Source organism: Serratia sp. Ser99, assembly GCF_024519545.1.
Taxonomy (GTDB): Bacteria; Pseudomonadota; Gammaproteobacteria; order Enterobacterales; family Enterobacteriaceae; genus Serratia; species Serratia liquefaciens.
This window is the reverse complement of the sequence record NZ_JALJRT010000015.1, coordinates 48776-63520: the sequence shown is the minus strand read 5'-3', so window position 1 is coordinate 63520 and position 14745 is coordinate 48776. Positions and strand designations below refer to the sequence as shown.

Below are 14745 nucleotides of genomic sequence, written 5' to 3'. Positions count from 1 at the left end.
AATATGAGGCTTCCATTCATAAGTGCATGCTATATCGATGAAAAGCCTTGGACAATCGGAACTGTCATATTCCAGTCGCCTAAATTTAATGACTCGCTTTAGCCTGCTCAGTTCAGGAAAAGCAGCTCTTTGACCGCAAACGTTTCAGGATGAACAAGTGAGGATCTATGAGTGCCCCAGCAAACTTTAATAACCAGCGTCCGGTAATCAACCCGGTCGATGCCGTAATGCTGCTGATCGACCACCAAAGCGGCTTATTTCAAACCATCGGCGATATGCCGATGCCCGACCTGCGCCGCCATGCGACCGCTCTGGCGAAAATTGCCACGCTGGCCAACATGCCAGTGATTACCACGGCTTCGGTGCCACAGGGGCCAAATGGGCCACTGATCCCGGAAATCCATGCGAACGCACCGCATGCGCAATACGTGGCACGCACCGGCCAGATTAATGCCTGGGATAATGCCGACTTCGTGCAGGCGGTGAAGGCCACCGGGAAAAAACAGCTGATTATTGCCGGCACCATTACCAGCGTCTGTATGGCATTCCCGGCTATTAGCGCAATTGCCGACGGTTATCAGGTGTTCGTCGTGGTCGATGCGTCCGGTACCTACTCAAAAATGGTTCAGGAAATTACCCTGGCGCGGGTGGTTCAGGCCGGCGCTGTCCCTATGGATACCGGGGCTGTGGCGTCAGAGATTCAACAAACCTGGAATCGTGAGGATGCGGCACAGTGGGCCGAGATCTACACCTTGATCTTCCCGTCATATCAATTGCTTATCGAGAGCTATAACAAGGCGCAAGACGTCATCACGCATCACGAAACCTTAGACTCGGAGAAATAAGCCGCTGTGTGCCTCCATGGTCAGCCTAATGCCATGGGGGCCATTGCGTCGATACTTCGGGCTGGGCATTAGGCCCGCGCATGTATGCAGCAGGGATGTAAACATCATGTCATTCCTCACCACCGAGGTGTGCCATTCAGGTGATCAGGGTTCAAAAGAGCCGCATCGGAGAATTGCCGAAGGTTTTTCGTGGCATACGTGCCAGAATATAAAAAACCATGCCGCACTGCTGACCGAGACAATAGATACCTGATATGGACCGTTCCCGCTTATTGAAGTTTCTGCTGCCCTACCTGTGGCCCAAAGAGAACCCCCGGCTGCGTTATTACCTGGTGATTGCCTTTGTTTTTATGGTGGTCTCCAAGGTCAGTATCACGCTGGTGCCGCTGGCTTATAAAGCCATGGTCGATGCCTTGAGCGGTGAAACCGCCAAAATGCTGGCCATTCCCATCGGCTTGATCCTGGCTTATGGCGTGGCGCGTGTTGGGGGGGCGTTATTTGAAGAATTACGCAACGTGATGTTCGTGCACGTTAGCCAGAATGCGACCCGGCTACTGGGGCTACGCGTCTTCAGACAACTGCACGCGTTGAGCCTGCGTTTTCACCTGGAGCGGCAGACCGGCGGGCTGTCGCTGTCGATCGAACGCGGCACTCAGGCGGTGGCGACGGTACTTTCGCGGTTGCTGTTCTCCATTTTCCCCATTCTGTTCGAAATCACCTTGGTTTCGGTGATCATGTGGCATCTGTTAAACGGCTGGTTTGCGCTGGCGATTGTGGTGACGGTTGGCTGCTATATTCTGTTCACCGTGATGGCCGTCAGTTGGCGAACCCGCTTCAGACGTGAGCTCAACCGAGCCAACGCCGATACCAACAGCAAATCACTCGACAGCCTGCTGAATTACGAGACGGTCAAATATTTCGGTAACGAGGACTTCGAGGCCGATCGGTTCAACATGTCGCGTCGCCTGTATGAATACGCCGCCATCAAAAACCAGTTCAGTTTTACCGCCATCAACCTCGGACAAACCGCCATTATTTCCATCGGGTTGATCGTGATGATGGCGATGGCGGCGCAGGGCATTGTGCAGGGGCGGATGACGGTCGGCGACTTTGTATTGGTGAATGCCTATCTGCTGCAGCTCTATCAGCCGCTGAATTTCTTCGGGTTCATTTATGCTGAAGTCAGACAGGCGCTGATCGACATGGAGAACATGTTCGATCTGCTGCAGGAAGAGCAGGAAATTGTCGACAGGCCGGATGCGACGGCGCTGCAATTGCGCGCAGGGGAGGTGCGTTTTGACTCGGTCAGCTTTGGCTATGATGAGCGTCGGCCGATCCTGAAAAACGTCAGTTTCACCATCCCGGCCGGCAACACGGTGGCGATCGTCGGTGCTTCGGGGGCCGGCAAATCCACGCTATCCCGATTGTTGTTTCGTTTTTATGACGTCAGCGGCGGCGCTGTCTCGATTGACGGTCAGGATATCCGCAGCCTGAAGCAGGCTAGCCTGCGTGCGGCAATCGGCATCGTGCCGCAGGACACCGTGTTGTTCAACGATACGTTGGGCTACAACATTGGTTACGGTAAAACCGGTTCGAGTCAGGAAGAGATCGAGCGCGCGGCTAGGTTGGCGCATATTCACGAGTTTATCGTCAGCCTGCCTGACGGATATGAAACTCGGGTGGGCGAACGCGGGCTCAAGCTGTCGGGTGGGGAAAAGCAGCGGGTGGCGATTGCGCGCACCATCCTGAAAAATCCGGCGATCCTGGTGTTCGACGAGGCGACCAGTGCGCTGGATACCCAGACCGAACGCGAAATCCAGGCGCATCTGCGTGAAGTGAGCCGCGACCATACCACGTTGGTGATTGCGCACCGGCTGTCGACGGTGGTGGATGCCGACGAAATCATCGTGCTGGAGGCCGGTGAGATTGTTGAGCGTGGGCGGCATGACGCCTTGCTGGCTGCCAACGGCCGCTATGCTGCAATGTGGCAAAACCAATATAGCGAAGAGCAGCAGCCCTGAAAGTGAGTCCCCCAGTCGATGCTCAGTCTGGGGGACGGCGCGCTAAAGATCACCGGTCAGGTATTGTGCCACGCCGTTGCCGAAGCTCCAGTCTCCCTTGCTGTTGGTGGTGATGGACACCATCAAATCACTGCCTTCAATCCCACAACTTTCTTTCAGCTCACGGCTAAGCTCGGCATAAAACTTCTGTTTTTGTTCTTCGGGGCGCGGGCTGGTAATCACTCGAACCACCACCAGATTGCGGGTGCGCGTCAGGTTAAGGCCGGTATCTTCAATCACCATATGCTTAGCCTTATTTTCATGAACAATCTGGTAGCGGTCCCGCACGGGAACCTCAAAGGCGCTGAGGACGGCTCGGTGGGCGGCGTCGAGCAGCGTTTGCAGTTGGGCGTCGCTGCGACCTTCAATGACGTCAAAGATGAGTAATGGCATTTTAATAATCCTGTCAGTGGGTTAATAGTTATTGATGCGCGCAGGGCAGCGTATTGACATCGCCTTTGAGGATCCATCTTAGCCAAGCGCTGGCGCGGGAAGAAGCGCTATACTTGAACTCATTGTTTATATAAATGAACAGTCGACGATGAAAAATCCAAAAATAGAAACCCTGTGGACCCATTTACACTGGCTTACCGTATTGGCTGAGCAGGGGAGTTTTACCCGTGCGGCAGAGCGGCTGGACGTCAGCAAAGCGGCCATGAGCCAAAAAATCAAAGAGATTGAAATGCTGGCAGGAGTGCCGTTGGTGCAGCGCACCACTCGCAGCGTCAGGCTGACCGATGCCGGGCTGAGGCTGGTCGAGGAACTGCGCCAGCCTTTCGCACAAATCAAACAGAGCTTTTCCGGCATTTGCGATTCTGCCGGGCCGCTGCGCGGTTCGGTGCGGGTCACGGCGCCGGTGGCGTTTGCCCGCCAGCAACTGGTGCCGCGTATTACCGGTTTTCTACGCGAAAATCCTGAGGTGCGAGTGCAGCTTGAGGTTTCGGATCGGCTGGTGTCATTGGCCACCGAGGGTTTTGATTTGGCGATCCGCCACAGCGACAGCTTGCCCGACACCCACGTCGCCTGGCGGTTGTGCTCAACCGAAACGGTGGCCGTGGCGTCGGCCGACTACCTGAAACGGCACGGCATGCCGACGTTACCGACGGAGCTGCAACGGCACCAGTGCCTTTACTATCCCCGCGGTACCGAAGCGCCGGAGTGGAGCTTCGTCGCGAAACAGGGGCTGCCGGGCCAAGCTGAAAAGACCCGCGTGCCGGTCAGCGGTCCTTTTGCCACGAACAACAGTGAGTCGATACGTGATGCGGCGGCAGAAGGGCTGGGTATTGCCTTGCTGCCGGACTTCAGTGCGCAGCAGGCATTGGCGGACGGCCGGTTGATTGAGGTACTGCCGGCCTGGCGCCCTATAGGTGCTTTTGCCGATAGTCTTTATGTAGTGCGCCCCTATGCGCCGCAGGTATCGCGAGCAGTGACGGAGTTCAGCCGTTATTTGCGCAGCGCCTTTGCCGAAGGGTTTTTCATCCGCTGAGTGCCTGGCGGCTTCAGGAGCCGCCAGGAGAAGGTGCTAGCCGCGTCCGTGGACCAGAGAGCCTGCGCCAATCTCAGCAATGGTTTTTGCTCCGGTGAGCGTCATGGCGACGCGCATCTCTTTATCCAACAGTTCCAGCAGGTTAGCGACACCGGCCTGCCCGGCGGCGGCCAGTGCGTAAACGAAGGCGCGCCCCAGCAGTACGCTGTCGGCCCCCAGAGCGATCATTCGTACTACGTCCAATCCACTGCGGATGCCGGAGTCGGCCAGCAGCGTAATGTCGCCTTTTACCGCATCGGCGATCGCCGGCATGGCGCGTGCGGTTGAGAGTACACCGTCCAACTGACGGCCGCCGTGGTTGGATACGATGATGCCGTCGGCGCCGAATCGCACTGCATCTTTGGCGTCTTCGGGATCCAGAATCCCTTTAATGATCATCGGCCCCTCCCAGAATTCACGGATCCACTCCAGATCTTTCCATGAGATGGAAGGATCGAAGTTGGCCCCCAGCCAGCCGATATAGTCTTCGAGACTGGTCGGTTTACCGCGATAGGCTGACACATTGCCCAGATCGTGAGGTTTGCCGAACAGGCCAACGTCCCAGGCCCACTGAGGGTGAGTAACGGCCTGCAGCACGCGGCGCAGGGAAGCGTTAGGGCCGCTCATACCGGAATGGGCGTCGCGATAGCGCGCGCCGGGAACCGGCATATCAACGGTGAACACCAGCGTTTTCACCCCGGCCGCTTTGGCACGCTCGAGCGCATTGCGCATAAAGCCACGGTCCTTCAGCACGTACAGTTGGAACCACATGGGCCGATCGATGGCCGGCGCGACTTCCTCTATCGGGCATACCGAAACCGTAGACAACGTAAAGGGAATGCCTTTCTGCGCAGCAGCCCGGGCCGCTTGTACCTCGCCACGACGGGCATACATGCCGGTTAACCCGACCGGGCCCAGTATTACCGGCATCGCCAGCTTTTCGCCGAACAGGTGGGTTTCCAGACTGAGGTCCGACATATTGCGCAGCACACGCTGTCGCAGGGCGATATCAGCCAGATCTTCGGTATTGCGCTTGAGCGTATGCTCCGCGTAGGCCCCGCCGTCAATATAGTGGAACAGAAAGGGCGGAAGCTTGGCTTGCGCGGCGGCCCGATAGTCGGTTGAGGCGGAGATGATCATGTTTTTTACCTTCTTTCGATAACGTACTTTGGATCAGAGAGCCAGGATCTGGGCCATGACGGCGGCGATCCCTCCGTACGCCAGCATCGGCAGCACAGTCTTTCTGATGATTTTTCCTTCGGCGTTGCCGATCCCGAGGATCGAACAGACGGCGATAATATTGTTCAGGCACACCATATTGCCCATGGCGCCCCCGACGGATTGCAGCGCCAGCGTCAGATTGACGTTGAGTCCGCTGCTCAGGGCGATCGACTGTTGAATGCCGCCGAACGTCAGGTTGGAAACGGTATTAGAGCCAGAGAAGAACGACCCCAGCGCACCCAGGAAAGAAGAGAACAGCAGCCAGCTTTCCCCCGTCAGTGCCGCAAGCGCTTTGCCAATGAGGATCACCGGCGCGTCGTTTTCTCCCTGCATCATCAGGTTGACCATCACCAGGGCCCCCAACAGGGCGATAAAGGGCTTGGCTATCCGTTGACCGGTTTCGCTGAACATCTGTTTGACCTGATGGCGGTTCAGCCGAAACAGCGGAATACACAGCACTACCACCAGCAGAAAGGGGATCAGCGCGGGCACGTACAGCGTTTTGTAGCTGGCAGCGGCCTGCGTGCCGAGCACCTGTTGCAGCTCGATAATCAGGGCGTCGCTGACGCGCAGCTCACCCAACCAGCCGAGGCTCCCTTGCCACAGCGGTGCCGTACTGTTGAGCAGCGCTTTGATGCCCAATTGGTGGATGCGGGTCACTATCAGGATAGCAATCAGCAGCAGGGTCGGCGTCATGGCTTTGAGCACCTGGATAAAGGGCACCGGCTGGGCGCTTTCCTGGTTTTTATCAACCCGAACCAGGCCGATGCCGGCGCGGGCCAGCAACACCGACACCGCCAGGCCAATGGCGCCGCCGACCAGCGCCGGAAATTCATAATTCACCTGCGCCAGCAACAAATAGGGAAGGGTACAGCTCAGGACGCTAAGCAAAATAAAAGGCAGATTGCGGCGAATGTCCCGCCAGGAAACGATAAAACGCAATGCCAGCAGCGGGATCGCAAACCCGGCGACAAAGTGGATCAGCGCGGTCTGGCGGGCAATCTCCAGCAGACTGGCGTCCGACAGGCCCAGATTGGCAAAGCCAAACCAGGTGGGGGTGCCCACGGCGCCGAAGGAAACGGGCACCGAGTTCATCACCAGCGTCAGCAGGGCAACCCGCAGTGGGTTAAAACCCAACCCCACCAGAATCGGGGCCGCGATAGCCGCCGGCGTGCCGAAGCCGCTGGCACCTTCTATCATGAACGCGAATGCCCAACCAATGATCATCAACTGGGCCACGGGATTGAGGCTGATATTCTCCAACCAGCGGCGTACCACGTTTTCCGCCCCGCTGATCTGCATCAGTTTGTTCAGCAAAATCGCACCGGCGATAATGGTGATAGGGGTTAAAACCGCCACCAATGCAGTGACGATATTGGCATGTAACAGCAGGGGGGCGCTGTCGAACCACAGTAGCTGCACGGTATACACGACGGCAGCCGTCAGCGGCAGAGCGAGGTAAGAGGGAACGCCATTCCTTTTGGTCATCATCCAAATCAGCAGGACGATGGGCGCAACGCTGAAAAAAAGGGACATAAGATCCTCTTCGGTTATTATTTTTATTTTCACGGAGATGTAGCTAAATAGTTAATTGCCGCAACATTTTTATTCTAATCACAACATTGGAGGCGGTGCTATACGGCAATTTTTTAACATCGAAGTGCTTAGGCGTGATGATTACGAAATGAGACTATTGGTATATGAAAGGTGAGGTTTTATTTATCTAAAAATCAATGAGTTGAATTTTCACTTAAGATGTGGGTGGGGCTGGTTCACATTAATTAGGCGTTAATTGACCATAGATTATCCCCAAAAATGACGTAATCCCCCGTCGGCATCTTACTGCTGGTGGGAATAATATTGTGATCGACCTCAAAAATAATGGCTGATATTTTGATAGCCCGCGATGATATGTTCGATCAACAACCGGGTCTTTAAGGGTAAATTGCGGGTATACGGGTAAACCGCGTAAACGCCTAATATCTTGCCACAGTGCCCGGACAAGACTTCTACCAGTGTTCCTGCCTGCAAATCCTCAAATACCATGCAGCGTGGCACCATGGCAATGCCATAACCGCCGATCGCCGCCTTGCGGATGGCCCGCGCGTTATTGGCCGACAAATTGCCTTTAACCTGTAGCTCATAAATTTCGCCGCCGCCCGGTGGCTTCATCAGCCAGTTGTCGGTACCACTTTCCTGATAGGTGTAGGTCAGGCAATTATGCTTGAGCAGATCGTCGGCCGAATGGGGTTCGGCATGCTGTTGCAGATAACCGGGCGAGCAGACTATTACCCATCGGGAGTCAAGAATGTGGCGTGCGATAAGGCTTGAGTCCGGCAGGGTGCCGGTGCGGATCGCCAAATCTATCCCTTCGTTGACCAGATCGGCAAAGCGATTTTCCAGCCGCATCTCTACCTTCAGGTTCGGGTGCCGCGCACAAAATTCGGCCACGCTCTCACTGAGCAGCAGCTCGCCAGAAATCGTCGGTACCGACATGCGGATGACGCCAGTCAACTCGTCGCTATTTTCACTGACGACATTCAAAGCATCTTGAATTTTGGCGCTGATCTCTTTGGCCTGGCGATACAGGCTGCGGCCATTTTCCGTCAGCGTCAGGCTGCGCGTGGTGCGGTAAAGCAGGCGCGCGCCGAGGGATTTCTCCAGACGTCCGATACGCTTGCTGACCACCGAACTGGTGATGCCGGCCGTTTCTGCGGCTTTGCTGAAAGAACCGCAATCAACAATTAAGGCGAACAGGATCAGATCGTTGGCATATTCATGTGTAGGCAGCATCAGTCTTGGTTTTCCTTGTCCCAGATCTCCAGCCAGTGTAAATCCTCTCGGGCAGGAATCAATCGTCGACGACAATATGAGAATTGTTATTGATATCACTTTTTGGCCGCTTACAATGCCTGCCATCTCAATATTTCAGGGTAAGGGTTTTTCATGGAGTTGCTACGGGTGGTTTACCGCCAATATCGCTGGCCGTTTGTGGCGGTAATGGCGTTAACCATGGCCAGCGCGGCATTGGGTATCGGCATCATTGCCTTTATCAACCTGCGGCTGATGACGGCGGCGGGCGATCCGCTGGCGGTATTGCCGGAGTTTCTCGGGTTACTGGCATTGCTGATGGCTGTGACGCTGGGTTCGCAGTTGGCGCTGACCGCCTTGGGCCACCACTTCGTGTTTCGGCTCCGCGGTCAACTGGTGAAGCGGATCATGGATACCCATATTGAGCGGATCGAGCAGCTTGGCAGTGCGGCATTGCTGGCGAGCCTGGCCAGCGATATTCGCAATATTACCCTGGCTTTTGTGCGTTTGCCCGAACTGGTTCAGGGGGTGATATTGACGTTGGGGTCGGCAGCTTATTTGGGCTGGCTGTCGCCGCAGATGCTGGCGGTGACGGCCATTTGGGTCGCGGTGACGGTGTTTGGCAGCGGGTGTCTGGTATCGCGGGTCTATCGTCACCTGACCAACGTGCGTGAATCTGAAGAGCGACTCTATCAGCACTATCAGTCAGCCATTGACGGCCGCAAAGAGCTGGCATTGAACCGCGATCGTGCCAAAGCGCTTTACCGCCAGGCCTACCAGCCGGATGCCGAAGAGTATCGCCATCATATTATTCGTGCCGATACCTTCCACCTCAGCGCGGTGAACTGGTCGAATATCATGATGCTGGGCGCGATAGGCCTGGTGTTCTATATGGCCAACAGCCTGGGCTGGGCCGATACCGCCGTGGCGGCGACCTATTCACTGACGCTGCTGTTCCTGCGCACGCCGTTGCTGCAGGCGGTGGGGGCATTCCCTACGCTTGTCAGCGCAGAAGTGGCTTTTAACAAGGTCAAATCCTTACGGCTCGCCGACTATCAAGAGGAATTTCCGGCGGGAACGACCAAGGCCTGGCAAACATTGGAGCTGCGTGAGGTGATGTTCCATTATGGCGCGACGGAAGAAAAGGCCGGATTCGCCGTGGGCCCGCTGAATTTGACGCTGCGCCGCGGCGAATTGGTGTTCCTGATTGGCGGCAATGGCAGCGGAAAATCGACGCTGGCCATGCTGCTGACCGGACTGTACCAACCGGTCAGCGGGCAGATACTGCTGGACGGCATTGCGCAGAATCCGGCGGACATGCATGACTATCGCCGGTTGTTTTCCGCCATTTTCACCGACTTTCACCCGTTCCAGCTTTTGCAGGGGCCTGAGGGCGGGCAGCCGGATGCTGAACTGGTGGAAAGCTGGCTTCATCGCCTGAACATGAAAAACAAGCTGGAGTTTGACGGTCTTCGGGTGACCAACCCTCAGTTATCCCAGGGGCAACGCAAGCGTCTGGCGCTGTTGCTGGCGGTGGCCGAAGAGCGGGATATTCTGCTATTAGACGAATGGGCGGCGGATCAGGATCCGCAATTCAGACGCATCTTTTATCGTGAGCTGCTGCCACAGCTGCGCGCACTGGGTAAAACGGTGTTTGCCATTAGCCATGACGATCACTATTTCGAGCATGCGGACCGCCTGTTGCAAATGCGCGATGGGCACCTTAGCGAATTGACCGGCAGCGATCGTGAACTTGCCAGTAAAGACTCGGTTTCCCATCTTGACTGATTGATATCACTCGGGCGGCGGTCGCTGCCCGGACCATCCTTTCCCTTCAACTCCCTTTCAATAACCCATTTAACCCTGTGTTAATCATGGTCTTGGTCGATCGTGCGATTAATTTGGTTTTTTAATAGTTTTTTATTTCAATAAAGCTCGCATTACCCATTGTTTTGTCCTTGTCATCAGTATCATAAAAAACGGCCAGAGGTTCTGTGCGGGACTCATTCTTGTGTGCCGAGAACCGCGCCCCTCGGGCGTTCTCCCTTCATTTACGTGGATCCCTCTAAGTGGGTAGCATGTATTTTTATAATTACCATAGGAACAAACTACTTTATTGATCGTTTAAATAGATCAATAATCGATTATCGATTAGTTTAATCTATTGGATGGAGTGACTGTGATAGGCAAGGATGACGCGGATATTAAACGTAAAACTTGGTTGTGCGTATTTATCGGCTGCGGGGTGTTTTGGTTGGCCGTCGCCGCCGTGATTTATTGGCTGTTTATTTAGGAAGTAGGGTGATGGAAAAAAAACGCGTAAAGCGCACAGGGGGCGACCGGGATGAAAGTCCGGCCAAAATCCCCCCGTCATGGCAGTTGACGAGCGAGCAACGGGATTTTATCAACGACCTCTGGCAGGACGACGCCGGGGAATCCGGGCCGGAACACCCCATTCCCCCTGAGGTTAACGAATAACCTGATTGCGCCCGGCCAACATGCCAAACAGCATTTGCAACAGTGTCAGGCACAGCAGAACCATCAGTGGCAATCGCCAACCCTGAGTCAGATCGTGTAACAAACCGAACAGCGTGGGTCCCAGCGCCGCCAACAGATAGCCGACCGATTGCGCCATGCCCGACAGCTGCGTGGCCTGATGATGATGGCTGCTGCGCAGGCCAAAGAAGGACAGCGCCAGCACCAAAGAACTCCCCGCCCCCAGTCCGGCAAAAATCAACCACACCAAAGAGTAACCCGGCAGCAGCAGCAGACCGGCGACGCCGATAAAAATCAGCAGAGAACTGCATAGCGCGATGGCGCGCTGATCGCGGGCGCGCGGCAGAATAAACACCATGACAAAGTTGGCGACGATCGCCACCACCTGATAGATAAACAGCTCAAAACCGGCCTGTTGCGGCGACGTGCCGTGGCTGGCAGCAAAGGTGCTGAACCAACCAATAATGGTGTAGAAGGTGATGGATTGCAGGCCCATAAACAGCGCCACCTGCCAACCAAGAGCACTGCCCCAGGGGGAACGTGACAGGGCGGGTTGAGCCGGTGTTGCGTTACCGGCCGTCGGGGCCGAAGAGCGACGCAGTTGCGGCAGCCAGACAATCAGCGCCAACAGCGCCGGCAGGCTCCAGCACAGCAGGGAAAAACGCCAGCCTCGATCGTGCAATGTCGCCAGCGGTACCGCCAGGCCGGAGGCTGTGGCTGCTACCAGTGACATGACTGCCGCATAGGCGGCAATCATGGCGGCTGCTCGGCTCGGGAAGTCGCGTTTCACCAGCGTGGGAAGTACCACGTTGGCAAAGGCGATGGCCGCACCGATCAAAATACTGCCCAACCACAACATGCCGGTTTGCGGCATCGAGCGCAGCACAATACCAATCACCAGCAACAGCAATGCCATGCCCAGCGTACGCTCAATGCCGATGCGCTTCGCCAGACCGGGCGTGACCGGCGACAGCACGGCAAACAGGATTAGCGGCAGGGAATTAAGTAGGCCGGCCGAAGTGGCGGAAAGCATCAACTGCTGCTGGATCTGTTCCAGCAGCGGCCCCACGCTGGTCAGCGCGGCACGCAAGTTGGCAGCGACCAGCATAATGCCGGCAACCAGTAACAAGGGGTGACGTAAACGGCTGCGTTTTGTCGCAGCAGGCGTTGGGGTTACAGTGGGTTGTGGCATCAGTTCCTCACACCAGGGCATGCAGTCAATCAATTCTGCACGGCATGATGCGTTGATTGACGTTAACGCTTACGTAGCGGCAGGGAACCGCTATCTGCGCGCAAGTGTAGGGAAGAACCCCTGGCCTGACAAGGGGCCGATTCAGCAGTGCGCAAGCCTTTCCCCTGTCGTAAGCGGTAAGCAGAATACGCATAATTACGATTATGTGATCCCGATCACCCAGCGAACTAAAAGTCGACCAACCTGGCCGTTGCGCGGACGCTTTCGTTCTGCGCATTGCGGCAGGCTTCTCACCCCGGCTACCGCGCTCGCCCTGACATTTCATTTTGTCTTTCGCTGCGGCCATTAATTTTCACTTCATTTCGATTCGAAAGGTTTTTAGCCACTTTTTCTGCTAAAACAGCGCTGTAACCGCGATCACAATTTCATTGCTTTCGCTTTGCTGTAATGCCTGCGCAGTAGAGCGAAAGCCATCTTCTCCCCGGCCTGGCCGGAAACCTGAGGACCGCAGCTCATGCCAGTGAATACCGCAAAGCGCCGTGAACACATTATCGATCTGTTATGCGAACACGGCAGCGTTCGTGTGGAGCAGCTCAGCAAACAGTTTGCAGTATCCACGGTGACGATCCGCAACGATCTGCGCTTTCTGGAACGAAAAGGGTGTGCGCTACGGGCCTATGGCGGCGCAATGCTCAATCAGCAATTTGCCTTCGATCGTCCACTGCATGACAAAGGACGGTTGAACCGCGATGTGAAGTCGCAGATCGCAAGCGTAGCGGCAAGCTATGTGCGTGATGGCGACGCGCTGATCCTCGATTCCGGTTCCACCACCACCCAGATAGTGCCGTTCCTGAAAGGACGACGCGATCTGGTGGTGATGACCAATGCGCTGAACATTGCCTATGAGCTTTCCGGTAATGATGGGGTGGAGGTGATGGTGTTGGGCGGCAGCGTGCGCCGTAATTCTTACTCGCTCTACGGTCCGGCTGCCGAGCAGCAATTGCGCCAGTACCGCTTCGACAAACTGTTTTTGGGCGTCGACGGTTTCGATCTGGTTGCCGGTATCACCACGCCTCACCCTGGAGAGGCACACCTCAACCGCGTGATGTGCGAGGTGGCGCGCGAGATTATCGCCGTGGCGGATGCCAGCAAGTTTGGTCGCAAGAGCTTTTGCATGATTCGCGAAGCCGGACAAATTCATCGGCTGATTACCGACAGCCTTCTTCCGGACGATTACGAGCGGGCGTTAACCGAGTTGGGCGTGGAGGTAGTCATCGCCGATCGGTAGTACGGCGCCTGCGTGGGGGATTCATGCAGCAGTTGTTACAGCTTGTTGAGCAGCACAAGGCCGGTAAACCGGTCGGGATCTTTTCCGTTTGTTCCGCTCACCCCTGGGTGCTGAAAGCGGCCCTGCGGCAGGCCAAAACGCGCGGTACGCCGGTACTGGTCGAGGCCACCTCGAATCAGGTCAATCAGTTTGGCGGCTACACCGGCCAGACGGCGGAACAGTTCCGCGATGCCCTGTGGCGATTGGCGGACGAGGAAGGGTTGGCACGCGATCGTTTGTGGCTGGGAGGCGATCATCTCGGCCCCAACGCCTGGCAGGATCGGCCGGCAGAAGAAGCAATGCAGTTGGCGGAAACGCTGATCGACGATTATGTTCGCGCCGGTTTTCGCAAAATCCACCTCGATTGTTCCATGTCCTGCGCTGGCGATCCTTTCCCTCTAAATGATGAAACCGTCGCTGCCCGTGCGGCACGTTTGTGCGCCATTGCTGAACGCGCCTGGCAGCAAAGCGGCGGTGAGCCGCCGGTGTATGTGATCGGGACCGAAGTGCCGGTGCCGGGCGGCGCACAGGAGGCGTTGGAAGGTATGCAGGTCACCACGCCACGGGCGGTGCAGCAAACGCTTGAAATCCATCGCCTGGCCTGGCAGCAAACCGAACTGGTCGATGCCTGGACGCGAACCATTGCGCTGGTGGTGCAGCCGGGCGTTGAGTTTGATCATCACAGCGTGGAGCACTATCAACCGCAACGGGCCCATGAACTGAGCCGCTTTATCGAACGGCAGCCGGGCATGGTGTACGAGGCGCACTCGACGGATTACCAACCGCCGCAGGCCTATCGACAGCTGGTGGGCGATCATTTTGCCATCCTGAAAGTCGGCCCGGCACTGACTTTCGCACTGCGTGAAGCGCTGTTCGCACTGGATCACATTGAACGTGAATGGCTTGGTGAACATCAGTCGGCGCAGCTGTGCGCCACGCTGGAGCAGGTCATGCGCGAACAGCCACAGCAGTGGAGCCGTTACTACCATGGCAACCCTCATCAGCAGTATCTCGACCGCCACTACAGCCTGAGTGACCGGGTACGTTATTACTGGCCGCAACCACAGGTGCAGCAGGCGGTAGATAGCCTGATCGACAACTTGCGCCGCCATCCGGTGCCGTTAGCGCTGTTGAGCCAGTATCTGCCAGATCAGGCCCGCGCGCTGAATGCCGGGGAACTGAGCAACGACCCGCAGGATTGGGTAATGCATAAGGTGACGCAGGTGCTCGACGACTACCATGCCGCCTGTTATCCGGAGGTGCATTGA

The 14745-nt window shown here is 56.4% G+C and carries 13 protein-coding genes; 8 read left to right on the top strand and 5 right to left on the bottom strand.

What is annotated here, in order from left to right; all coding sequences use genetic code 11:
• Positions 1-167: 167 nt before the first annotated feature.
• Together NR114_RS22335 and NR114_RS22330 are read left to right on the top strand one after the other, a co-directional pair.
• Entirely contained in the window at positions 168-845 is a 678-nt protein-coding gene (locus NR114_RS22335) for a hydrolase (RefSeq protein WP_256814505.1), read from the top strand.
• A gap of 254 nt (positions 846-1099) precedes the next feature.
• Positions 1100-2866: an ABC transporter ATP-binding protein/permease gene (locus NR114_RS22330; RefSeq protein WP_046372737.1), complete on the top strand. Its 1767-nt coding sequence runs from the start codon at positions 1100-1102 to the stop codon at positions 2864-2866.
• A gap of 42 nt (positions 2867-2908) precedes the next feature.
• Here the strand turns inward: NR114_RS22330 and NR114_RS22325 are convergent, their stop codons facing one another.
• Complete coding sequence (locus NR114_RS22325; RefSeq protein WP_020828433.1) at positions 2909-3298, bottom strand: tautomerase family protein; 390 nt, start codon at positions 3296-3298, stop codon at positions 2909-2911.
• A 148-nt stretch (positions 3299-3446) separates the two neighbouring features.
• On the opposite strand from NR114_RS22325, the gene NR114_RS22320 reads away from it, so the two are divergent.
• Complete coding sequence (locus NR114_RS22320) at positions 3447-4391, top strand: LysR family transcriptional regulator (RefSeq protein ID WP_046372738.1); 945 nt, start codon at positions 3447-3449, stop codon at positions 4389-4391.
• 36 nt (positions 4392-4427) lie between these two features.
• On the opposite strand, the gene lldD is transcribed toward NR114_RS22320, so the two are convergent.
• The 3 genes from lldD to NR114_RS22305 form a co-directional block, all read right to left on the bottom strand.
• Positions 4428-5570, bottom strand: coding sequence for an FMN-dependent L-lactate dehydrogenase LldD (lldD, locus tag NR114_RS22315; protein WP_234531080.1), 1143 nt, complete (start codon positions 5568-5570; stop codon positions 4428-4430).
• A gap of 33 nt (positions 5571-5603) precedes the next feature.
• Complete coding sequence (locus NR114_RS22310; RefSeq protein ID WP_256814504.1) at positions 5604-7187, bottom strand: L-lactate permease; 1584 nt, start codon at positions 7185-7187, stop codon at positions 5604-5606.
• A gap of 336 nt (positions 7188-7523) precedes the next feature.
• Positions 7524-8444, bottom strand: a complete 921-nt coding sequence (locus NR114_RS22305; RefSeq protein WP_122080113.1) for a LysR family transcriptional regulator — start codon at positions 8442-8444, stop codon at positions 7524-7526.
• A gap of 153 nt (positions 8445-8597) precedes the next feature.
• Here NR114_RS22305 and NR114_RS22300 point away from each other — a divergent pair, with 153 nt between their 5' ends.
• The 3 genes from NR114_RS22300 (at position 8598) to NR114_RS22290 (ending at position 10940) form a co-directional block, all read left to right on the top strand.
• Positions 8598-10250, top strand: a complete 1653-nt coding sequence (locus NR114_RS22300) for a multidrug ABC transporter permease/ATP-binding protein (RefSeq protein WP_130016952.1) — start codon at positions 8598-8600, stop codon at positions 10248-10250.
• 385 nt (positions 10251-10635) lie between these two features.
• Positions 10636-10755: a YmiA family putative membrane protein gene (locus NR114_RS22295; protein WP_369982347.1), complete on the top strand. Its 120-nt coding sequence runs from the start codon at positions 10636-10638 to the stop codon at positions 10753-10755.
• An 11-nt stretch (positions 10756-10766) separates the two neighbouring features.
• A complete protein-coding gene (locus tag NR114_RS22290; RefSeq protein ID WP_165366299.1) occupies positions 10767-10940 on the top strand; it encodes a hypothetical protein in 174 nt (57 codons plus the stop codon).
• Here the strand turns inward: NR114_RS22290 and NR114_RS22285 are convergent.
• Positions 10930-12150, bottom strand: coding sequence for an MFS transporter (locus NR114_RS22285; protein ID WP_128865146.1), 1221 nt, complete (start codon positions 12148-12150; stop codon positions 10930-10932). The genes NR114_RS22290 and NR114_RS22285 overlap by 11 nt on opposite strands.
• A 514-nt stretch (positions 12151-12664) precedes the next feature.
• Between NR114_RS22285 and agaR the strand changes: the two genes are divergently transcribed.
• Both agaR and NR114_RS22275 read left to right on the top strand, forming a co-directional pair.
• Positions 12665-13438 (top strand): transcriptional repressor AgaR, encoded by a 774-nt coding sequence (gene agaR / locus NR114_RS22280; RefSeq protein ID WP_012146552.1) that lies wholly within the window; start codon positions 12665-12667, stop codon positions 13436-13438.
• 23 nt (positions 13439-13461) lie between these two features.
• A complete protein-coding gene (locus tag NR114_RS22275; protein WP_234529329.1) occupies positions 13462-14745 on the top strand; it encodes a D-tagatose-bisphosphate aldolase, class II, non-catalytic subunit in 1284 nt (427 codons plus the stop codon).